The organism is Paraburkholderia bannensis NBRC 103871, assembly GCF_000685015.1.
In the GTDB taxonomy this organism is placed as follows: domain Bacteria; phylum Pseudomonadota; class Gammaproteobacteria; order Burkholderiales; family Burkholderiaceae; genus Paraburkholderia; species Paraburkholderia bannensis.
This window is the reverse complement of record NZ_BAYA01000030.1, coordinates 91,383-111,503: the sequence shown is the minus strand read 5'-3', so window position 1 is coordinate 111,503 and position 20,121 is coordinate 91,383. Positions and strand designations below refer to the sequence as shown.

The window sequence follows — 20,121 nt, the reverse complement described above, 5'->3', positions numbered from 1 at the left end:
CATCAAAGCCAAACCGCTTAACACGACTGCGTCCGACATCGAGGGATTGAGGAAGCTGTTCGACGGACTCAAGGGATTCCACTGCGCCAATTGGTAACTTCGCCACCCATCCCGGTATCTCAAGGCTATCCCACAGTACCGGCTGTGCCGCGACTGCTGCCGTTGATGTCCGACCAGTTGCGCGGCTGCACCGCGGAACGGGCAGCTGTGTGTATACATTGGAATACGCGCGTTGGCGGTCTCCACGTCAAGATTAAGCCCTGACCGGCGGCTCAGCACGGCAGCCAGCAGCACAACGAAGCTCTCCTTCAAACCCTCAGGCTTTACGTTCGAACTCCCACATCGCCGACTGCGGTCGGTACGCACCACTTCTGTCGGGCGCGAAGACATCCGGCATCACGTCCCCCTGATTCACCAGCACACCGGGTACGTTGTGACCTTGTGCTTTCCAAACGCCGGTTTCCGGGCACGGCTGCCCCGTTCGTACCGTCATTGGTCCACCGTCCCGGCGCGTCCGCGCACCGTCTTTCGCAGCATCGAAGTTGCGCGCAAAATCAGCAAGGTCCTTCGGATACAACAGATGGTCGCGAAAGGCACTGTCGTCGAGCTGCAGCAGGAATGCAACCGCCGCTGCCTCAATAGCCCAATAGCCGACGTAGGTGCCCTTGCCATTCTTCTGGGCTTCCAGATGCCCGTCGTGCCATGGAGCTGCGGCCATTCCCGGATACCACGCTTCGAGGTATTCCGTCATGTCGTCGACAGACTCCTTCTTCGTCTCGCGATAGAGACTGAAAACGAGAGGCCTATACGGCACGTCGTGAAACCAGCTGTCTACGTTGATTCGACCTTCGAGTTCATAAGCCAGCAGGTCCTCATACAAAGTGTCCGTCCCCCGGTAAGACGGGTCGAACATCTCGACAATGCGCGGCAGCAGGTCGCGCCGATGCAACAGGTAGCAAAAGCCGATTAGCTGCATCGCCGTTTCGTACTCGTCAATTACTTCGAAGGCCAACGGCGGTTCGCCGGCATCCTGTCGATTCAGCCGTTGAGCTTGCGCGTACCGTTCAAAGGCTTCGAGAACCGGCTCGAGTTCACCACGCAGCAGCTTGAGGTCCGCTCCGCTCGTGTACTGGAGCAGAAAGCGTCGATAGACATCGGAAACAAGGTAGCGCTGCGTCAGCGCCTTCCGCTCGTTCTCGTTGCTGCCGGTTGGTGCAGTATTTTCGGACCAGTAGGCGATGCCTTCATCCAGGAGGCCCAAACGCCACTTGAAGTAGTCCTCGCCAAGAAAGCGTTGCCGCCGCGTCGAATCGAAGTCTTCGTTCATATCCATAATCTCGTAGCCTCAGGCTATCTTATCCTGCTCGCTTTCAGCTCGACCGCTTCTTCAACCTCTCCTTCCTTGTAGTGATGAGTGAAAGGAAGGTCGTGGTCAGCATGGTCATGTTCAGCGCCCGTAGTTAGCGCTTCGACGTGTTGCACCGCGGACGGAAGATAGAACGGGACGTACAGCAGATGTCGCGAATACCCGGACCTTAATATCGTGTCGACCAGGCCCTGGTCCGAAACGGCTCCAGAGAGTTTGGCTTCAATCCACTCGTGACTCATCTGGACCCGGGCGATTTTTGCACCGCTCGGTCCGGTCGCGGTGGTCTTGTCCTTCGACGTTGTGTCCGCTGTCGGCTGTGCAGCGTCGGCTTGCTGCTTTCTCGCCGGGCTGCTGTCATTGGTGGAGCCACCCGGTGTTGGCTTCCCACCGCCAGGAGCGGGCTTACCGCCACCAGGCTTGCCGCCACCTTTGGTCGGCAACGCTTCTCCCGCGTCGTCCGGCGGCTCTAGCAGGTCCTAGGCTGGGGGGCGCACCGCCTCCTTGATTGTTCCGAGTTTGCTAGCGATATTGTGCTTGGCGTTCGGGTCTTGCAGCTTTCGTGTTGTCGTCGATGATTTCATTTCGACGATAGCGAAATCCTTCATCTGGTTGCTAAACGGGGCGGCACGCCAGACACCATCGATGCCGTGACCACGCGCCTTGAGGTCGAAGAGCTTGTTCAGTCTGCCCTTATCGTTGAGCTTCCCCAAAACCCGCAGCCCTGGCTGCTCTTTCCACTTGCCGCTCAGGCCCTTGTCGTGGCCCATCCATCCGTTTCCCCATTTAAGCTTTTCATAGCAATAGTAGTCGCCGATGTGCTCACCCAGAATGCCCGTGATATTCGTTGTAATGTCGGTGACAGCAAGTTTGGCATTGACGACGCCGCGCGAGGGCGTCGGCACAGGTCGGCCCTGGCCTGCTTTGGCTTCTTCGCCCTTTGCACCTGGCTTGTCAGTCGTTCGGCGCTCCTCGAGCTTGCTGACGGCTGACGAGTTCGGCTGCTTTTTGCGCCAATGAAGCAGCTTCCGCTGGACAAACTGCGCGAGCCAGTATGGCAGGTTCGTTTCTACGAAGGCCAGTGCCTGCATGAACGTGGCTTGAACACTCGCAGGCATCTCGCGATACAGCCAAGACTTCTGGATATGTTCACGAGCCTCCGTGAGGTACGTCTTGACGCCCGTTGCATCGAACAACCTGTCGATGAGTGCATCCGGGCTGGTCTGGATATGCGCACGCTGAAGCACCAGACGCAGAATGTCGTACAGCAGCGGGCCATAAATTTCGGACTTGTGGTTGACCAGGCGAAACGTCCGCTTGACTCCGGCGCCGACGACAGGAACCCAGCCCACGACGGCAAATACCAGGTCGATGCCAGCCTCGATTTTCGTTACCTCGTCCACACTTTCGCGAGCGTTCCAGACAGTCCAGACGCTTTCCGTCGTGTCGTAGACGTTCTGCGCGACGTAGAAAAGCGGGAAGGCGTTAGATGCCATCGACAGCCCAATCTCCTTGGCCGCATCTTCAATTGCCTGCTGGTCGTTTGCGTTCATGTCACGTCCGGTCGGCCAGAGAATTTATTGAACAAGCTGAATAGGTTTTCGTCCGTGATGCCGTCATGGCCGCCTGCGTGGAGTTCCTTGAGGATGTCGTCCTGCTCAAGCGCCTTCGCAGCCTGCACGGGCTGTGGGGTGAAGGGTCGCGTGTCTTCTCCGAAAAAGACCTTGGCAGGCCCGTCTGGCACGTCCCGAAGCAGGGCATGGCCGTTGCCGTCGAGCTTGCCCGCCAATGCTCTTGCGACCTCGGTACCAAATAATGACTCAGGAGTTGCCGGCACGATTCCGGCCCGGCGAATCGTGTCCAACGCCTCCCGGCTATATCGGTGAGCCACAAAAAATTGCAGGCAACGACCAACGCCGCGCTACTGCCGCAACGAGGTGCACTTGTAAACGAACGGGCGGATAACCTCCTACCTTTGAGCGTTCCGACGCTGACGTAAGAGCCGCTTCAAGCGTGTGAAAGCCCGAGGCGAAAGAAGCGTGCCGGGTGGATTTTGGGGAGGTTTGCTGCCAACTGAGGGGAGTCATGCCCCCCTCTTTTTCAGAGACACGCTGTGTGTTTGAGAAGCGTGCCATGCCCTGTTGACAAGGGATTGCGGGCAGGTTGCCCCCTTCCATGTAGCGCTTCTAGAAGGGGCCGCGGCGAGCTTTCATTTCCGGGGAGCAGCACGTTGCGAAGCAACGACCTTGCTTAGTCCACCGTCACCGAGTTCGCCAGATTCCACGTTTTGTCTACACCGCGTAGAAGGACGTCAACGATTGCATTGTTGGACGTCGCAGAAAAGCAAAAGTGTATTTATAAAAACTATTGATATATAAATCATATAATTAATAATTATTGGATTCTCGCGTTATTGAGGCCATTGGCATTCACGCCCAAAACCCGACAGACTTTATCGTCGCCCGACAGACTTAATTGTTTCCTATCATAGCTATCCCCCTATTGCAATCAGTGCCTTCGCCCATATCGTAAAAGCACGATATAAGATTCGGACAGTAACGATGCAAACCCAATGAACTACCCAGGCACTCCAACCATCGACCTCGACGCTATCTATAAGGCGCTAGCCAATCCCGTGCGCCGCGAGATCCTCGCCTGCCTGCGCGAGCCGCAAGCGCATTTTGCCGATCAAGAACTCCCGCTCGACCACGGCGTCTGCGCTGGACGGATCGACGCGCACTGCGGGCTATCGCAATCGACGGTCTCCGCGCATCTGGCCGCGCTCCAGAAAGCGGGACTGGTGACGTCGAAGCGGGTTGGCCAGTGGGTGTTCTTCAAGCGCAACGAACCGGTCATCGAGGCGTTCCTCGCCCACATGCACCGGCAGTTGTGACGGCGCGCATCGTCGGAAACGTCTGTTTCTTCCCCCTTTACGCTTCAACGCTGCGGGCCGCGCCCGCCACAAGGTACTCATATGGCAACGCTTTTCGACCCCATTCAGATCGGCGATCTCACGCTCCCTAACCGCGTCATCATGGCGCCGCTCACGCGCCAGCGTGCAGGCGTTGCGCGCGTGCCCAACGAACTGATGGCGAAGTACTACGCCGAGCGCGCGGGCGCCGGCCTCATCGTCAGCGAAGCGACGTCGGTGACGCCGCAAGGCGTCGGCTACGCCGAAACGCCGGGCATCTGGTCGCAGGAACAGGTCGAAGGCTGGAAGCTCGTGACCGACGCCGTCCACGCAGCAGGCGGCCGCATCTTCCTGCAACTGTGGCACGTCGGCCGCATTTCGGATCCGATGTTCCTCGACGGCGAACTCCCCGTCGCGCCCAGCGCGATTGCTGCGCAAGGTTTCGTGAGCCACGTACGCCCGCAGCGCGCGTTCGTCACGCCGCGCGCGCTCGAACTCGATGAGCTCGCCGGCATCGTCGCCGCCTATCGCCAGGGCGCGCTCAACGCGAAGGCAGCGGGCTTCGACGGCGTCGAAGTTCACGGCGCCAACGGCTACCTGCTCGACCAGTTCCTGCAAGACAGCACCAATCAGCGCACCGACGCCTACGGCGGCCCGATCGAAAACCGCGCGCGCCTGCTGCTCGAAGTGACCGACGCGTGTATCGACGTCTGGGGTGCGAACCGCGTCGGCGTCCATATCGCGCCGCGCGGCGACGCACACACGATGGGCGACTCGGATCCGGCTGCGACGTTCGGCTACGTTGCGCGCGAACTCGGCAAGCGCAAGATCGCTTTCCTGTTTGCACGCGAATCGCTCGGAGAAAATCGCCTTGGCCCGCAATTGAAGGCTGAATTCGGCGGCCCGTACATCGCAAACGAGAAGTTCACGCTGGAAGCGGCGCAAAAGGTGCTGGCCGATGGCGAAGCCGATGCTGTCGCCTGGGGCCAACTGTTCATCGCCAATCCCGATCTGGCACGTCGCTTCGAATTGAACGCGCCGCTCAACGCGCCGAATCCGTCGACTTACTATGCGCGCGGCGAAACGGGCTACACCGATTACCCGTCGCTGGAAAACGTCGCGTAAGAAAAGCGGCGCAATAGGCGGTTTGCCCACTATATAGACAGGGCAACATCGCTCCAGAAAAAGCCCCGGCCCAGGCAATCGCCTTCGCCGGGGCTTTTTTGTCGTGCGGCCGCCGTATTCAGCCGAACTAAGCACAAGCCTCATTTGCAGCAGCCCATTCCCAATAGGGCGTTTCAATTGGCATCGCGCACGCCGATGTCCTTCAATTCGAAATCTGTCTGCCCGCCCAACCCGCTGACCGGAGGACTGTCATGCCGCAAGTCGACGCCGCGCAAATCGTTCACAGCATCGCCGAAGAGACGCACACGCCTGAGGAAACGGTAGCCCGCATCTACGCCGACACACTCGATCACTACCGCGCCGACGCGCGCATTCACGACTATCTCCCGCTTTTCGCCGCCCGCAAGGTACGTGCAACGCTGCGGCAAAATGGCACAGACAAGCACTGAAATCGCGCCACATCCTCACGGATTTCGCACCGTCTGATTTCTTCAGTTCGATTCACCTGGTTGCAGCGCCCCGCACGGATTGACCGTCCGCGCGGGCGCCTGCGCGCGCGAAAGTCCTTGCTGGCAGGCGTCGCACGCGCTGGCGCTCTTAAGGCTCGTTTAATTCTTCGCTGCAACCATACGCTCACCCCTGTTGAGCCGCCGGAACATCGGCGGCGTTTTTTTATGCGGTTAGTCGAGGAGGAGCGAAGCCATGGCTGAAGACAACGACGTGCTGGTGCACCTGCAATCCCTGCTGCGCGACAGCTCGACTACACGCGTGGCGTCGTGCCGGGTCTCGACGCCATTGCAGCATCCGTGGGGCCGCGCCTATCGGCTGGTCGAGTGGACGACGCCGCTCGATGACGGCGCGCGCCGCCAGGTGGTGCCGGCAGAAAGTTCGGCGTTCGAAATTGCGCGCCTCGTCGCCGAACACATTCCCGGCCGCCGCATTCTGCTCAATGGCGAACCCGTGGATGCCGAGCGTCCGCGCACGCGGCGTCGTGCACGCAGCAGCGCGAGCGCACGCGCCCCTCGTTAAGCACGTTCCAGTCGATCGCCGACGATCGAAGCGCGGCGCGTCCCATTCCGGGGCCGCCGCGCTTGAGCATTTCAGGCCACCAGTTTCCCCAGCATCGCGTCCAGTTCGTCGCTCACGCGCGTCATGGGCGCGCGCAATTCGTTGCGCAGCAAGCCTTGTCGCGCGAGTGCGGCCTTCACTGGGCCCGGATTCGGCTCCTCGAACATCGCACGTACGAGCGGCACCAGCGTGTGCCAGATCGCGCGCGCCTCGTTCAGGCGCCCTTCGCGCAACGCACGCTCCATCGCCACGAAGCGCTCGGGCAGCACATGCGCCGATGCCGCGATCGCCCCGCTCGCGCCCGCACACATCATCCCGAACATATCGAGATCCTCGCCGCACAGCACCTGCAAGCGGCCATCGAGGATCAGCGCCAGCGTCTTGTCGAGCGAGCCGCCGCAATCCTTCACGGCGACGATGCGCTCGTGCCCCGCGAGTTCGAGCAGCGTCGGCAGCGCGAGCGTGACGCCGGTGCGCGCGGGAATGTCGTAGAGGATCACGGGCTTGCGGCTTGCGTCGGCGAGCGCCGCGAAGTGGCCGATCACGCCCGCCTGCGACGGCCGGATGTAATACGGCGCGGCCGCCAGCACGCCCGCGACGGGCGTGTCGTTGAGCGCCGCGATGCGTTCGCAGACCGACTGCGTGTGATTGCCGCCCACGCCTGCCACCACCGGCAAAGCGCCAGCACTGGCAAGCACGGTGGCGAGCACGGCATCCTGCTCGCGCTCGTCGAGCGCAGCGGGCTCGCCGGTCGTGCCGAGCGCGACGATACCGGCCACGCCCGCCTGCACGTAGTGACGCACGAGTGCGTCGAGCGCCTCATGATCGACGGCGCCACCGTTGAACGGCGTGACGAGCGGAATCCAGATACCCGAAAACGAAGACATGACTATCCCTTGAACGCGACCGTATGAAGAGTCCGTCGAGCAGTGCGCGGGAGTCAGCGAGCCAGGGAGAAGAGTAAGGCGGGGTGCCGGCAGGCCGTTCCATCGCAACATCCGACGGAACAGCAAGCTCCGGTCAGATGAGCGACTGTTTTTTGGCTTTGGCTTTCGCGCCGACCGGGGCTGCCTGCACGTGCGACGTCACCGCGCGCGATGCAGCGGCGAAGGTCGAGGCGAGGAGGTTCGGTTGGCGTGACATGTCCGGCAGTGTAACCGGAAACCGCCCGAATCACGAAATTGCGAGATAGCGTGGCGCGCGCACGCAGTACGCCGATTCGTCGATAGAAGTACCTCAATCCAGCGCGTGCACATCGACGATCGAACTATCGAGCAACAGGCTCGGCGCATCGGCGGGGTCGCGCCGCGTGAGCTTGCCGTCGACGGTCGCGCCGCACTCCATCTGCAACTGCTGATAGTAGATGTTGCCGACCACATGCGCATTCGCTTGCAGTTCGACGAAATGATCGGCGATCACGTCGCCGACAATGCGACCGTTGACGACGATGTCGTAGCCATGCACGTTGCCGTTCACGACGCTGCGCTCGCTCAGCACGAACAGCGTCTGCGTGCCCGGCTTGCTGCTGACACTGCCCGTGATCTGGCCATCGAGCCTCACGCCGTCGGCGAATTCGACATCGCCCTTGATGCGGATATCTTCGGATATCAACGTCGCGAGCTTGGTTTGCTGGATGCCCGGCTGGGGCTTTTTCTTGTTGAACATGGGAGTAACCGTAGCTTCAGGTAGTGGGATTTCAATCTGCTGCAATGGACTGCTTCAGTAGTGCCTGTTTTCAACGCGCGCCTTCGCGGCCACCGTGGCCGCGCAGGAACAGCACTTCGGTTTGCAGCGCGGCGGCCTGGGCCTGCGCCGACGATGCCGACTTCTGCAACGCATCTCGCGCCGCGCGCTCCTGCTCCAGCGCGAGTTCGGCGTTGGTCAGGCGAATCTGCAAGGCGTCGGGCGCGACGACTGGACAGCGCCCGGCATCGTTGACGTGATGGATCCACGCCACGGCGCCCGCGCCTGCCCCGGCGGCCAGCACCGTCCACACGAGCGCCATGCTCCAGCGCCAGCCGCGCGAGCGCACCGGTTGCAGTTCGAAAGCGCGCTGTGCGTCCATGCGCGCGCGGACGGTACGGCGCGCGTCAGCCATTGTGGTAAGCGCCGAACAGCGCAAGATAGCCGGCCGGATTGACCTGGGTGCCGTTCACGATGACCTCGAAGTGCAGATGCGGCCCGGTGGAACGCCCAGTCGAGCCGACGTCGGCGATATGGTCGCCCGGCAGCACGATCTGCCCGACCTGCACGTCGATCTTCGAAGCGTGCCCATAACGCGTCGCGAAACCATTGCCGTGGTCGATCTCGACGCAATTGCCGTAACCGGACTTCAGCCCGGCGAAAATCACGCGCCCGCCCGCTGCGGCAAGAATCGGCGTGCCGGTGGGCGCGACGATGTCGAGGCCCGGATGGAAGCTCAGGCGCTCGGTAAACGGATCGATACGATTGCCGAATGGCGAGCCAAGGCGGCCCGCCCCGGTCGGCCGCCGGCCCGGAAACGCCTGCCAGGCCGCCTCATGAAGCGCGACGGCCTGCTCAAGCGTGGACAGCGTCGCGGCCATGCAGTCCACCGCGCCGCTCACCGCGTGCGCATTGGTTCGCGATGCCGACGCCTCCACACAGCGGCGCGGCGCAAGCGCCGGGCCGCCCTCGCCGCCCGCCGTCGCGCCGTGGTCGTGGCTCTCTTCGTCGTCATCGCCCGAACGCGTGGTCGGCGCCACGGGCACCACCGCTGCACCGCGCTGCGGCTGTGCGCGCAGGCGCTGGTCGAACTGGCGCAATTCGGCAATCTGGGCGGACAGGCGCTCGATACGCGGATCGAGCAACGAAATCGACGCGCTCATCCGGCCGATCTCGCCGACGACATAGTGATGCGTCGCCACGCCCTCGGCGCCCGGGCCGGTGGGGACATCCACGACACTGCTATAGCGGCCGATGGCGACGCCGCCCGCAAGCGCGGCGACGCCCACGGCGCACGCCGTGCAGACAACCGTGCGGCGCGCGGCGCGATGCGTGACGAAACGGGTGTCGCCGCTCGACAGCTCATCGACCGAGCTCGTCCAGGGCATTTTCATGAGCGGCCCCGGCGGCGGCGTTTCGCGCGCACGAGCGAGGCGCACGAGATCAGGGTGCAAAACAGTGCATACATCGGGCTGCGGCGGCCAGCGCACGCCAGCCCGTCCAGAATCAAAACGGCGATTATCGCGGCGTCTGAAAAATCGCCATCCCGATAAAACGGCTCGCCTGAACAGGAGAATCGGGCCTGCCCGGACGCAGTCACCTGCGCCCGGGCGCTCCGCCCTACAAGGGCGCCAGCCATCGCCTACACTCCGTTCGTCCGGTGCGAGCGCGCGAACGTCGAGGATCCGCGCTGTTGCGCCAGATTGCCGCATGGCATTGCGCCGATGAAACGCAAAACCGCTTGACTTCTCGCGCCACCGAACTAATATACGCACCGCGTATATCAACCAGCTATCACGGGTGCCAGCATGAGCGTTCCGCAACAAGCCTTTCTTCGTGACGCCATGCGGCGTCTGAACATGACCCGCGACGCCTTCGCGAGCCGTATCGGCGTATCGCGCCGGGCGCTCGACACCTGGCTGCTGCCGGAAGAATCGCAGGAATCGCGCGCCATGCCCGAGATCGTCGAGCGTTTTGTCTCGGAGATCGTCGGTAATGTCGAGCCGCGCGAAGGCTATACGCAAAGCGTAGACTCGCACTCGCTGATCAGCCAGATCCAGTTCGAAGGCCGCCCGCAACTGCTGTCGACCAACCAGTTCTCGCGCGACTCCGTGGAAGCGCTGTTCCGCGTCGCCGACATCATGCAGCCCATCGCGCGCCGCCGGAAAATCTCGCGCGTGCTGGAAGGCGCGGTGCTCGGCAACCTGTTTTTCGAAGCCAGCACGCGTACCCGCGTGAGCTTTGGCGCAGCGTTCTGCCGTCTGGGCGGATCGGTGTGCGACACGACCGGCTTCACGTTCTCGTCGATGGCCAAGGGTGAATCGATCTACGACACGAGCCGCGTGATGGCCGGTTACGTGGATGCGATGGTGATTCGGCATCCTGAACAAGGCTCGGTGGCGGAATTCGCGCGCGCCGTCAACATTCCCGTCATCAACGGCGGCGACGGCCCCGGCGAGCACCCGAGCCAGGCGCTGCTCGACCTCTACACGATCCAGCGCGAGTTCTCGCGCCTGGGCAAGATCGTCGACGGCGCGCACATCGCGCTGGTGGGCGACCTCAAGTACGGCCGCACGGTGCACTCGCTCGTGAAGCTGCTCGCGCTCTATCGCGGCATCAAGTTCACGCTCATTTCGCCGCCGATGCTGGAAATGCCGACGTATATCGTCGACCTGATTTCGACCAACGGCCACGTGGTCGAGCAGACGACCGACCTGCGCCAGGGCCTGCGCGGCGCGGACGTCGTGTACGCGACGCGCATCCAGAAGGAGCGCTTCACGGACGAATCGTTCGAAGGCTACACGCCCGACTTCCAGATCAACCAGGCGCTGCTCGACGAATGCTGCAGCCCGGAAACGCTCGTGATGCACCCGCTGCCGCGCGACAGCCGCCCGGGTGCGAACGACCTGTCGACCGACCTGAACCACGATCCGCGCCTGGCGATCTTCCGCCAGACCGACAACGGCATCCCCGTGCGCATGGCGATTTTCGCCGTGCTGCTGGGCGTCGAAAACCTGGTGCAGCATTCGATGCGCGATGCGGCATGGCGTCCGCCTGCGTACCTCGGCCCGGACGATGCGGTGTTCCACGGCATCGACTGATACCGCATCCAGTAAAAAAGCCGGGAATGTCGATTTCCCGGCTTTTTTATTTTCGGCGATTTAATTCGCCATCCTGACGTTATTAAAACAGCGTAAATTTGCCGCCACGCGCCAGAGCGCGCTGATAGGCCGGCCGCGCACGAATACGATCGAGATAGTCGCGAATCGAGGGCAACGATTCCGCGCCCGCGCGCTTCGCTCCCGCTTCGACCGGGAAGCTCATCTGCACATCGGCGGCCGTGAATTCATTGCCCGCGAACCAGCCCGTCGCCTCCAGTTCCTTCGCGATATAGGTGAAATGCAGCTTGAGCTGCGGATCGACGAAATCGCTTTCGAGCGAACCTGCGATCTTGCGCGTGATCGGCTTCACGAAAAACGGCACCTTCGCATTGGCGATGCGGCTCGCGACCAGCTTGAGCAGCAGCGGCGGCATTGCCGAGCCTTCGGCGTAGTGCATCCAGTAGCGATAGCGCAGATATTCCGGCGTATCGCGCGGCGGCACGAAGCGGCCGTTGCCATAGCGCTCGACCAGATATTCGAGGATCGCGCCCGATTCGGCGAGCGTGAGATCGCCGTCCGTGACGACCGGCGACTTGCCGAGCGGATGCACGGCGCGCAGCGCGGGCGGTGCAAGCATCGTGTCCTTGTTGCGTTTGTATTCCACGATCTCGTAGTCGACGCCCAGCTCTTCGAGCATCCAGAGGATGCGCTGCGAGCGCGAGTTGTCGAGGTGGTGAACCGTCAGCATGGGGTCTCCTCCCGGTTGCATGAACCGCAAGCATTGTAGGGTGCGTAGCGCTCCTCAATGACGTGTCCGAGTTAAACCTCTAATGCGTGCGCTTCATGCGGTCATGCTGCCTTCGCCATCAAACTGGCCATTGCGCCAGCCCTGCGACGGCCTCCCGTCAGGCGCCGGACAGCCTGGCGACAGACGGCGCGCTGTCACGAAAGTTTCGCTCGCAACGCCCAGCAAACGCTTTACTTTCGCGCTTGGCGCGCGCAACGTGCAGGTCTGCACAGGCCGCCATGGCATGAAAACTGGCGGCTTCGCGGCACCGGAATTGCTTCAAAGGCATTGCTTCCCAACAAGCTGCTGCAAATCGAGACCCGCACGCTGCGCGACAACGGCTCACGCGGCATCGCGTCATACGCGTGCGCTTGCGAAATCATCGCCATCCCGTCCCTCGATGGAAGCGGATGGCACCAGATGGAGCCTGCGAACGCCATGTCCCCCACTCCCCACGACTCGCCCGCCGACGCTTCAAGCGAACCTGCGGAACCGGCCCGCCGCCGTTTTCTTCAATCGGCGGCGGCGGCTGCCGCGCTCGGCGCCGCGCCGCATCTGCGCGCACAGAACGCGCCCGAACCCACGCCTGCTGCCGATACGGACACGCCAGTGCCCGTCCCCGCCCAACCGGTGCGCCTCACCATCAACGGACGCGAATACGCGCTGCACATCGAGCCGCGCGTGACGCTGCTCGACGCGCTGCGCGACTACGCGGGCCTCACCGGCACGAAGAAAGGCTGCGATCGCGGGCAATGCGGCGCGTGCACGGTGCTGGTCGAAGGACGGCGCATCAATGCCTGCCTCACGCTCGCGATCATGCACGAAGGCCAGCGCATCACCACGGTCGAAGGGCTGGCCAGCGCGAACGCGGCCAGCCCGATCCAGCGCGCCTTCATCGAGCGCGACGCCTTGCAGTGCGGTTTCTGCACGCCTGGCCAGTTGTGTTCGGCGACGGCGTGCCTCACGGAATTCAGCGCGGGCATGGCGAGCGCCGTGACCGCCGATGTGCGAATGCGTCCGCCAGCACTGAGCGACGCGGAAATACGCGAGCGCATGAGCGGCAATCTCTGCCGCTGCGGCGCCTACGCGAACATCGTGGCCGCCGTGCGCGACGCGCACTCGGCCAGCGCATGAACGCGGAGGTGACGACATGGACGCACTCGCCTACCAGCGCGCTACCGATATCGACGCTGCCCTCGCCGCCGCGCAGCAACCGGGCGCGGCCTTCATCGGCGGCGGCACGAATCTGCTCGACCTCATGAAAGGCGGCATCGCGCACCCGCTCAAGCTCATCGATATCACGCGCATCGCGGCGCTCGACGGCATCGAGGCATTGCCCGACGGCGGCCTGCGCATCGGCGCACTCGTGCGCAATAGCGACGCCGCCAACCACACGCTGGTGCGCACGCGCTACCCTCTGCTCACACAGGCGCTGCTTGCGGGCGCGTCGCCGCAATTGCGCAATATGGCGACCGTGGGCGGCAACCTGATGCAGCGCACGCGCTGCGGCTACTTCTACGACACCGCGTTCGCGCAATGCAACAAGCGCGTGCCCGGCAGCGGCTGCGCCGCACGTGAGGGCTTCAACCGCATGCACGCGATCCTCGGCGCGAGCGCGCAATGCGTGGCCGTGAATCCGTCCGATATGAGCGTGGCGCTCGCCGCGCTCGACGCCACGGTGCAGGTGCGCGGCGCGAACGGCGCGCGCGCCATTCCCATCGCGCAGTTTCATCGCCTGCCCGGCGAGCGGCCCGATCTCGACACCACGCTCGCGCGCGGCGAACTCATCACCTCGGTCGACCTGCCGCCGCCCGCGTTCGCCGATCACGCGCACTACCTCAAGCTGCGCGACCGCACGAGCTACGCGTTCGCGCTGGTTTCCGTGGCGGCGGCGCTGCAACTGGACGGCCGTCGCGTGCGGGCCGCGCGCATCGCGCTGGGCGGCGTCGCGCACAAGCCGTGGCGCGCGAGTCTTGCCGAACAGCGGCTCACCGGCCAGACACTCGATACCGCCACGCTGCGCGCCGCAGCCGCCGCCGAACTCGCGCGCGCACAGCCGCTGCAGGACAACGCGTTCAAGGTCGAACTCGCGCAGCGCGCCATCGTGCGGGCCGCAATGCAGGCCGCGGGCGGCAGTGAAAACTTCGCGGGAGAACTCACATGACCGAACCCACGAGCCAACTGATCGGACAGCCCGTCGACCGCATCGACGGCATGCTCAAGGTGACGGGCGCCGCGAGCTACGCGTCGGATTTCCCGGAGGCGCGTCTCGCACACGCCGTCCTCGTCACGAGCACGGTGGCGAGCGGCACCCTCGCGTCGATCGACGCGCGCCGCGCGCAAGCCATGCCCGGCGTGCTGCTGGTGATGACGTGGCAGAACACCATGCGCCTGCCCAACGGCGGCCGCGCGCCGCTCGCGCCGCCTGCGGGCCGACACCTCACGCTGCTCCAGGACAACGTCGTGCGCTACAGCAACGAGCCCGTCGCGGTCGTCGTCGCGGACACGCTAGAGCACGCCATCGACGCCGCCCAGCACGTCAACGTGACCTACGCCGCCACACCGGCCACGCTCGATTTCGCGCGCGCGAAAAGCCAGGCGCACACGCCGCCGGGCCAGCCGGGCAGGCCGATCGATTCGCTGCGCGGCAACGTCGAAGCGGGCCTGCGCGAAGGCGCGGTGCGGCTCGACGCGGTCTACACCACGCCCGTGCAGTTCCACAATCCGATGGAGCCGCACGCGACCATGGCGCGCTGGGACGGCCCCGAACTCACGCTCTACGACTCGACGCAAGGCGTGTCGGGCGCGCGCACGGCGGTAGCCGCCGTGTTCGGCATCCCTGCCGACAACGTGCGCGTGATCGCGCCATTCGTCGGCGGCGGCTTTGGCTGCAAAGGCTCGTCGTGGTCGCACGTGAGCCTGTGCGCGATGGCCGCGAAGCAGACCGGCCGCCCCGTGCGCCTCGCGCTCGCGCGCCCGCAGATGTTCGGCCCGGTCGGCTCGCGTCCGCGCACGGAGCAGCGCTTCTCGCTGGCCGCGCAGCGCGACGGCACGCTGACGGCGATCCGCCACGACACGCTCTCGCACACCTCGACATTCGAGGACTGGACGGAGATGTCGGGCCTCGTCACGCGCATGATGTACGCCACGCCGAACCTCGCCACGAGCCACCGCGTCGTGCCGCTCAACGTCGGCACGCCCACCTTCACGCGCGCACCCGGCGAGACGACGGGGTCGTTCGCGCTCGAATCGGCGCTCGATGAACTCGCGTGGCAGCTCAGGATGGATCCCATCGCGCTGCGTCTGAAGAATTACGCCGAAGTCGAGCCGCAGGACAACAAGCCGTGGTCGTCGAAGGCGCTGCGCGAATGCTATGCGGCGGGCGCGGAGCGCTTCGGCTGGTCGCGCCGCGTGAACACGCCGCGCGCGATGCGCGAAGGCAACACGCTGATCGGCCTGGGCATGGCGGGCGCAACCTATCCGGCCAACCGCAGCGAGGCGGCCGCGCTCGCGCGCATCCTGCCCGACGGCACGGCAATGGTGGCTTCGGGCACCCAGGACATCGGCACCGGCACTTATACGGTGATGACGCAGGTGGCCGCCGACGCGCTGGGCTTCCCGCCGGGGCGCATTCACTTCGCACTCGGCGATTCGAGCCTGCCGCGTGCGCCGGTCTCGGGCGGCTCGCAGTCGGCCGCGAGTGTCTCGCCCGCCGTGCAGGCGGCGGCGAGCGCGGCGCGCGACAAGCTGATCGCGCTGGCCGTGGCCGATCCGGCCTCGCCGGTTCACGGCGCTGCAGCCGCCGATGTCACCGTCGCCGACGGCTGGGTCGTGCTGCGCGCCGATACCTCGCGGCGCGACCCCGCCGCCGCCATCATCGCGCGCGCGGGCGGCCAGCCCATCGAGGCGCAGGCCACGGCGAAACCTGGCGCAGAAAAGCAGCAGTACGCGTTCCACTCGTTCGGCGCGGTGTTTGTGGAAGTCCATGTCGATGCAGACCTCGGCACGCTGCGCGTGGCGCGCATCGTCGGCGCGTACGACGTGGGGCAGGTGCTCAACGCCAAGACCGCGCGCAGCCAGTTGATGGGCGGCATGGTCTGGGGCGTGAGCACGGCACTGCACGAGCAGGGCCTGCTCGATACGCGCACAGGGCGTTTCGCGAACGCGAATTTCGCCGAATACCACGTCCCAGTGAACGCCGATATCGGCGACCTGGACGTGCTGTTCGTGGGCCAGCCCGACCTGCGCTTCAATGCGCTGGGCGTGCGCGGTATCGGCGAAATCGGCATTACGGGCGTGCCCGCGGCCATCGCAAACGCCGTCTATCACGCAACCGGCGTGCGGGTGCGCGACCTGCCGCTTACGCTCGATAAAGTGATGACGCCGATGCGTGCCACGACGTAGCCGCTTCTTAGTCGCTTCGTTTTCGCTTCGTAGCCGCTTTGGTGCGAGGAAAGCGCGCGAGAACCAACGGGTAAGCAACGCTTGCCTCGCGCGCGGTTGCGCCGCACAATCGGCGCGTTCACCTCTTTCGCGCGGTACTCCCCATGGCCTATGCATCGCTTGCCACCGGCGTACTGCTCGCCGCCGGCACCGGTTCGCGCTTCGATCCCGAGGGTCTGCGCAACAAGCTCCTCGCTCCGCTTCCCAACGGCGTCGCCGTCGCCCACGAGGCCGCGCACCGGCTGCTGCTGGTCGTGCCGAGGGTGATCGCGGTCGTGCGCCCCGGCGCCGAAACACTCGCGCACACGCTCAACGAGGCGGGCTGCGACGTGGTGTTCGCGGCCGGTTCGGTGCGCGGCATGGGCGCGAGCCTCGCCGCCGCCATTGAAGCCGATACCGAAGGCGAAAGCTGGATCGTCGCGCTTGCGGACATGCCGCGCATCGCAGTCAGCACCATCGAGGCGGTCGCGCGCGAACTCGACGCAGGCAAGCCGCTGGTCGCGCCGTTTTACGAGGGCCAGCGCGGCCACCCCGTGGGCTTCGGCCTCGGGCACCGCGAAGCGCTGCTCGCGCTGGACGGCGACGCGGGCGCGCGCGCCCTGCTCGCCTCGCAGGCTCCCACGCGCATCGACGTGAACGATCCCGGCATCCTGCGCGACGTCGATACCCCCGCCGATCTCGACGGGCTCTGACGCTGTGCCTGCCCAGAAACTCCGCACACGCGGTTTTTCCATCGCCTACGCTATTAGCACCACCCACACGTCCTGCGCGGCTCACGCAGCCGCACGAGGTAGCCGCGATGATCTGCTCGCACACCAACCCGCTTCCCGATCCGCTTGCCGATCCGACGCGCGATCCCGAACGCGATCCGCTCACGCCCCCGCCGCCGGGGCATGTCGAGGAACCGCAACGCCCTGACGGGCCGCCGAACAAAGATCCGGTCTAGACACCGTCCCCGCCTGTCTCACGCCGCGCCGCAACGCCCTTCGCCGCGCGGCGGCCCTCTCGCACGCCTCCCGTCGTGCGTCAAACGCGCTCCTTGATCCACACCCGTTTAATGCTTTCGCAAAGCTTTCATCGAAGCTTGCGCGCGTTCCATTGACTCCGTAAAATGAAAACGATTCGCATTTGCGATCAATAATTTACGTCCGCATTCACCTCCATCAGACCGCCGAAGCCATCGTGACCGCTTTGACCACCGCGCCGCTTTCCGTCCACCGGCGCAGCCGCCGCCAAGCCGCATGAGACCGCTGCTGGTACGCCTGCATCGCTGGTTTGGCCTGGGCATCGCGGCCTTCCTGTTTCTCGCCGGCCTGACGGGCGCCGTGATCGCGTGGGATCACGAACTCGACGCCGCGCTCAATCCGACCTTCTACACGGCCGCCATGCCCGGCGCGCCGCTCGCGCCGCTGGAACTGGTCAAGCGCTTCGAAGCGGCCAATCCGCACGCTGTCGTGTCGTTCATGCCGCTCGCGGCGCAGCCGGGTGAGACGTTCATCGTGCGCGCGTCGCCGCGCGTCGATCCGCAGACGAACGCGCCCTACGCGCTCGACTACAACCAGGTCGCGCTGAATCCCGTCAATGGCGATGTGCAGAGCCGCCGCATGTGGGGCGCACCGTCGCTCGCGCGCCTGAACCTGATCCCCTTCCTTTACCAGCTCCACTACACGCTGTTCCTGCCGACGAAAATGGGCATCGACTTCAGCGTCTGGACGATGGGCGTCGTGGGGATGGTCTGGCTGCTGGACGGCTTCATCGCGATCGTGCTCGCGTTCCCGAATTTCAAGAGCTGGCGCAAGTCGCTGGCGTTTCGCGTCAAGCGCGGCGGCTATGCGCTCACGTTCGACCTGCACCGCTCGGGCGGCGTCTGGTTGTGGGGCATCCTGACCGTGGTGGCGCTGACGTCGGTGTCGATGAACCTGGGCGCACAGGTCGTGCGACCCGTCGTGTCGGTGTTCTCGACGCTCGCGCCGGATCCGTTCCGCACGGTCGCCCCCGGCCCCGCGCTCACGCTCGACGAAGCGATCCAGGCGCGCGATCGCATCATCGCCGAAGCCGCCGACGCGGGCCGCCGCGAAGGCATCGCCGCGCCGCCGGGCGGACTGTTCGCGGTGCCGTCGCTGGGCTACGTCGGCGTGGGTTATTACGAGCCGGGCAAGGATCACGGCGACGCGGGGCTCGGCAATCCGTGGCTGATTCTGAGCGCGCGCACCGGCCAGGTGCTGGCGAAGCAGATTCCCGGCGAAGGCAGCGCGGGCGACATCTTTATCCAGGCGCAGTTTCCGCTGCACTCGGGCCGTATCGCCGGTTTGCCGGGACGCATCGCGATCAGCTTCACGGGCCTCATGGTTGCGGTGCTCAGCGTGACGGGCGTGCTGATCTGGCTGAAGAAAGCGCGCGCGCGGCGCAAGTCGGCGAAAAGCGCGAAGCCGTCGAAGCAGGCGGCAACCGTGCGTGCCAATGAACGCGTGACGAGCTAGCAACAAAAGAGCGTCGCAGAAACACAAAGGGCCTTGCAGCGATTGCTCGCTGCAAGGCCCTTTTTCATGGCTCCGATGAGCCAGCAAGATTACTTCGCGATTTCGTCGAACGATGCGAGCAGGCGCTCGACGTCGGCGGCATGAATGTCGCCCATCGTCGAGATACGGAACAGCTCCTTCGACAGACCGCCCTGGCCTGCGTAGATCACGAAGCCGCGCGCCTTGAGCGCGTCATGCAGCTTCGGATAGTCGATGCCCGCAGGCAGACGGAACGCGCGCAGCACCACCGACGATTCTTCCTTCGGCAGCGCGCTGTCCATGCCGCGCGCGGCGAGACCTGCACGCACCTGCTCGGAAAGCGCTGCATAGCGCGCGTGACGCGCCTTCCAGCCGCCTTCGTCGGCGAGTTCGCGCAGCGCCTCGACCAGCGCGTAATACGCGTGCACCGACGGCGTGAACGGCGTGTTGCGCTGATCCTGCAAGGTCGCGAGACGCTTGAGGTCGAGGTAGTACGTGCGGCTCGCAGCCGTTGTGAGCGCCGCGCGGCGCACCACCACAAAGGCCGCGCCGGGCACGCCGTGCAGGCACTTGTTCGCGGTCGCGGCCACGGCGGCGATGCTCGTATCGTCGAAATCGATCGCTTCCGAACCGAAGCTGCTCACGCCATCGACGAGCATCTGCACGCCGCGCGCACGGCACGCTTCGCCCAGCGCGCGCAGATCGTTCAGGCGGCCCGTGGTGGTCTCGTGATGAATGATCGCCACGTGCGTGATCGACTTGTCGGCGTCGAGCGCGGCGGTGATGCGCGCGAGATCCGGCGCGTCCATCCACTCATGCTTCACGACTTCGTGCGCGATGCCGTACTGCGTGGCGATCGCGGTGATGCGCTCGCCGTACACGCCGTTTTCGACGATCAGCAGCTTGCCGTTCGCGGGCACGAGCGAAGCGATCATGCTTTCGACCGCGGCCGTGCCGGAGCCGGTCATCAGTACGGCCTGCCACTGCGCGGGGTCGAGATCGTAGACGCCGACGAGACGCGTGCGCGCCTCTTCCTGCACGTCGAAGAACTCGCTTTCGCGATGGCAGAGGTCTTCCTGCAACAGGCTGCGGCGCACGCGTTCGGTGAGCGTGACCGGGCCGGGATTGAGCAACAGCAT

At 64.8% G+C, this 20,121-nt stretch carries 20 protein-coding genes and 1 pseudogene; 11 read left to right on the top strand and 10 right to left on the bottom strand.

The window, feature by feature from the left end:
- Positions 1-316: 316 nt before the first annotated feature.
- Genes BBA01S_RS31815 through BBA01S_RS31805 form a run of 4 tightly spaced genes read right to left on the bottom strand, consistent with a single transcriptional unit; the run spans position 317 to position 3,230 of the window.
- On the bottom strand, positions 317-1,327 hold the full coding sequence (locus tag BBA01S_RS31815) for a PoNe immunity protein domain-containing protein (protein ID WP_042298253.1): 1,011 nt from the start codon (positions 1,325-1,327) through the stop codon (positions 317-319).
- A 23-nt stretch (positions 1,328-1,350) separates the two neighbouring features.
- Positions 1,351-1,809 (bottom strand): hypothetical protein, encoded by a 459-nt coding sequence (locus BBA01S_RS48225; protein WP_245641643.1) that lies wholly within the window; start codon positions 1,807-1,809, stop codon positions 1,351-1,353.
- A gap of 36 nt (positions 1,810-1,845) precedes the next feature.
- Positions 1,846-2,919: a hypothetical protein gene (locus tag BBA01S_RS43705; RefSeq protein ID WP_245641642.1), complete on the bottom strand. Its 1,074-nt coding sequence runs from the start codon at positions 2,917-2,919 to the stop codon at positions 1,846-1,848.
- Positions 2,916-3,230, bottom strand: coding sequence for a hypothetical protein (locus BBA01S_RS31805; RefSeq protein WP_174479191.1), 315 nt, complete (start codon positions 3,228-3,230; stop codon positions 2,916-2,918). Before BBA01S_RS31805 ends, BBA01S_RS43705 begins: the two co-directional genes overlap by 4 nt.
- A gap of 708 nt (positions 3,231-3,938) precedes the next feature.
- On the opposite strand from BBA01S_RS31805, the gene BBA01S_RS31800 reads away from it, so the two are divergent.
- The 4 genes and pseudogenes from BBA01S_RS31800 to BBA01S_RS43700 form a co-directional block, all read left to right on the top strand.
- Entirely contained in the window at positions 3,939-4,259 is a 321-nt protein-coding gene (locus BBA01S_RS31800; RefSeq protein ID WP_027819962.1) for an ArsR/SmtB family transcription factor, read from the top strand.
- A gap of 81 nt (positions 4,260-4,340) precedes the next feature.
- Positions 4,341-5,402, top strand: coding sequence for an alkene reductase (locus BBA01S_RS31795; protein ID WP_027819961.1), 1,062 nt, complete (start codon positions 4,341-4,343; stop codon positions 5,400-5,402).
- 251 nt (positions 5,403-5,653) lie between these two features.
- On the top strand, positions 5,654-5,851 hold the full coding sequence (locus BBA01S_RS31790; protein WP_027819960.1) for a DUF3562 domain-containing protein: 198 nt from the start codon (positions 5,654-5,656) through the stop codon (positions 5,849-5,851).
- A 253-nt stretch (positions 5,852-6,104) separates the two neighbouring features.
- A pseudogene (locus tag BBA01S_RS43700) lies at positions 6,105-6,338 on the top strand (DUF2866 domain-containing protein); the annotation flags it as partial.
- A 164-nt stretch (positions 6,339-6,502) separates the two neighbouring features.
- Here the strand turns inward: BBA01S_RS43700 and dapA are convergent.
- The 4 genes from dapA to BBA01S_RS31760 all read right to left on the bottom strand — a co-directional run bounded on the left by dapA (position 6,503) and on the right by BBA01S_RS31760 (position 9,547).
- Positions 6,503-7,357, bottom strand: coding sequence for a 4-hydroxy-tetrahydrodipicolinate synthase (gene dapA / locus BBA01S_RS31780; RefSeq protein ID WP_027819959.1), 855 nt, complete (start codon positions 7,355-7,357; stop codon positions 6,503-6,505).
- A 349-nt stretch (positions 7,358-7,706) separates the two neighbouring features.
- Complete coding sequence (locus BBA01S_RS31770; RefSeq protein ID WP_027819958.1) at positions 7,707-8,135, bottom strand: bactofilin family protein; 429 nt, start codon at positions 8,133-8,135, stop codon at positions 7,707-7,709.
- Between the two features lie 70 nt (positions 8,136-8,205).
- Positions 8,206-8,535 carry a hypothetical protein gene (locus tag BBA01S_RS31765; protein WP_156966148.1) on the bottom strand — a complete coding sequence of 110 codons (330 nt, stop codon included), beginning with the start codon at positions 8,533-8,535 and terminating at the stop codon, positions 8,206-8,208.
- Between the two features lie 25 nt (positions 8,536-8,560).
- Complete coding sequence (locus BBA01S_RS31760; RefSeq protein WP_042298251.1) at positions 8,561-9,547, bottom strand: M23 family metallopeptidase; 987 nt, start codon at positions 9,545-9,547, stop codon at positions 8,561-8,563.
- A gap of 414 nt (positions 9,548-9,961) precedes the next feature.
- Here BBA01S_RS31760 and BBA01S_RS31755 point away from each other — a divergent pair, with 414 nt between their 5' ends.
- Positions 9,962-11,254, top strand: coding sequence for an aspartate carbamoyltransferase (locus tag BBA01S_RS31755; protein ID WP_027819955.1), 1,293 nt, complete (start codon positions 9,962-9,964; stop codon positions 11,252-11,254).
- Positions 11,255-11,336: 82 nt separating this feature from the next.
- Here BBA01S_RS31755 and BBA01S_RS31750 read toward each other — a convergent pair whose 3' ends face one another.
- Positions 11,337-12,002 carry a glutathione S-transferase family protein gene (locus BBA01S_RS31750; protein ID WP_027819954.1) on the bottom strand — a complete coding sequence of 222 codons (666 nt, stop codon included), beginning with the start codon at positions 12,000-12,002 and terminating at the stop codon, positions 11,337-11,339.
- Positions 12,003-12,479: 477 nt separating this feature from the next.
- Between BBA01S_RS31750 and BBA01S_RS43695 the strand changes: the two genes are divergently transcribed.
- From BBA01S_RS43695 to BBA01S_RS31715, 6 genes are all read left to right on the top strand, one after another.
- A complete protein-coding gene (locus tag BBA01S_RS43695) occupies positions 12,480-13,175 on the top strand; it encodes a (2Fe-2S)-binding protein (protein ID WP_042298250.1) in 696 nt (231 codons plus the stop codon).
- Positions 13,176-13,191: 16 nt separating this feature from the next.
- Positions 13,192-14,205 carry an FAD binding domain-containing protein gene (locus tag BBA01S_RS31735; RefSeq protein ID WP_027819953.1) on the top strand — a complete coding sequence of 338 codons (1,014 nt, stop codon included), beginning with the start codon at positions 13,192-13,194 and terminating at the stop codon, positions 14,203-14,205.
- Positions 14,202-16,445, top strand: coding sequence for a xanthine dehydrogenase family protein molybdopterin-binding subunit (locus tag BBA01S_RS31730; RefSeq protein WP_027819952.1), 2,244 nt, complete (start codon positions 14,202-14,204; stop codon positions 16,443-16,445). Before BBA01S_RS31735 ends, BBA01S_RS31730 begins: the two co-directional genes overlap by 4 nt.
- 143 nt (positions 16,446-16,588) lie before the next feature.
- Positions 16,589-17,176: a nucleotidyltransferase family protein gene (locus BBA01S_RS31725; protein ID WP_027819951.1), complete on the top strand. Its 588-nt coding sequence runs from the start codon at positions 16,589-16,591 to the stop codon at positions 17,174-17,176.
- Positions 17,177-17,283: 107 nt separating this feature from the next.
- Complete coding sequence (locus BBA01S_RS47690; RefSeq protein WP_167068403.1) at positions 17,284-17,430, top strand: hypothetical protein; 147 nt, start codon at positions 17,284-17,286, stop codon at positions 17,428-17,430.
- A 295-nt stretch (positions 17,431-17,725) separates the two neighbouring features.
- Positions 17,726-18,964 carry a PepSY-associated TM helix domain-containing protein gene (locus tag BBA01S_RS31715; RefSeq protein ID WP_027819950.1) on the top strand — a complete coding sequence of 413 codons (1,239 nt, stop codon included), beginning with the start codon at positions 17,726-17,728 and terminating at the stop codon, positions 18,962-18,964.
- Positions 18,965-19,053: 89 nt separating this feature from the next.
- Here the strand turns inward: BBA01S_RS31715 and BBA01S_RS31710 are convergent, their stop codons facing one another.
- Complete coding sequence (locus tag BBA01S_RS31710; RefSeq protein WP_027819949.1) at positions 19,054-20,121, bottom strand: 2-aminoethylphosphonate aminotransferase; 1,068 nt, start codon at positions 20,119-20,121, stop codon at positions 19,054-19,056.

Excerpts from the sequence above, each read along its gene's own strand:
- BBA01S_RS31815 (WP_042298253.1), bottom strand. The coding sequence starts at position 1,327 with ATGAACGAAGACTTCGATTCGACGCGGCGGCAACGCTTTCTTGGCGAG.
- BBA01S_RS43705 (WP_245641642.1), bottom strand. The coding sequence starts at position 2,919 with ATGAACGCAAACGACCAGCAGGCAATTGAAGATGCGGCCAAGGAGATT.
- BBA01S_RS31800 (WP_027819962.1), top strand. The coding sequence starts at position 3,939 with ATGAACTACCCAGGCACTCCAACCATCGACCTCGACGCTATCTATAAG.
- BBA01S_RS31795 (WP_027819961.1), top strand. The coding sequence starts at position 4,341 with ATGGCAACGCTTTTCGACCCCATTCAGATCGGCGATCTCACGCTCCCT.
- BBA01S_RS31790 (WP_027819960.1), top strand. The coding sequence starts at position 5,654 with ATGCCGCAAGTCGACGCCGCGCAAATCGTTCACAGCATCGCCGAAGAG.
- dapA (WP_027819959.1), bottom strand. The coding sequence starts at position 7,357 with ATGTCTTCGTTTTCGGGTATCTGGATTCCGCTCGTCACGCCGTTCAAC.
- BBA01S_RS31770 (WP_027819958.1), bottom strand. The coding sequence starts at position 8,135 with ATGTTCAACAAGAAAAAGCCCCAGCCGGGCATCCAGCAAACCAAGCTC.
- BBA01S_RS31765 (WP_156966148.1), bottom strand. The coding sequence starts at position 8,535 with ATGGACGCACAGCGCGCTTTCGAACTGCAACCGGTGCGCTCGCGCGGC.
- BBA01S_RS31760 (WP_042298251.1), bottom strand. The coding sequence starts at position 9,547 with ATGAAAATGCCCTGGACGAGCTCGGTCGATGAGCTGTCGAGCGGCGAC.
- BBA01S_RS31755 (WP_027819955.1), top strand. The coding sequence starts at position 9,962 with ATGAGCGTTCCGCAACAAGCCTTTCTTCGTGACGCCATGCGGCGTCTG.
- BBA01S_RS31750 (WP_027819954.1), bottom strand. The coding sequence starts at position 12,002 with ATGCTGACGGTTCACCACCTCGACAACTCGCGCTCGCAGCGCATCCTC.
- BBA01S_RS43695 (WP_042298250.1), top strand. The coding sequence starts at position 12,480 with ATGTCCCCCACTCCCCACGACTCGCCCGCCGACGCTTCAAGCGAACCT.
- BBA01S_RS31735 (WP_027819953.1), top strand. The coding sequence starts at position 13,192 with ATGGACGCACTCGCCTACCAGCGCGCTACCGATATCGACGCTGCCCTC.
- BBA01S_RS31730 (WP_027819952.1), top strand. The coding sequence starts at position 14,202 with ATGACCGAACCCACGAGCCAACTGATCGGACAGCCCGTCGACCGCATC.
- BBA01S_RS31725 (WP_027819951.1), top strand. The coding sequence starts at position 16,589 with ATGGCCTATGCATCGCTTGCCACCGGCGTACTGCTCGCCGCCGGCACC.
- BBA01S_RS47690 (WP_167068403.1), top strand. The coding sequence starts at position 17,284 with ATGATCTGCTCGCACACCAACCCGCTTCCCGATCCGCTTGCCGATCCG.
- BBA01S_RS31715 (WP_027819950.1), top strand. The coding sequence starts at position 17,726 with ATGAGACCGCTGCTGGTACGCCTGCATCGCTGGTTTGGCCTGGGCATC.
- BBA01S_RS31710 (WP_027819949.1), bottom strand. The coding sequence starts at position 20,121 with ATGCTGTTGCTCAATCCCGGCCCGGTCACGCTCACCGAACGCGTGCGC.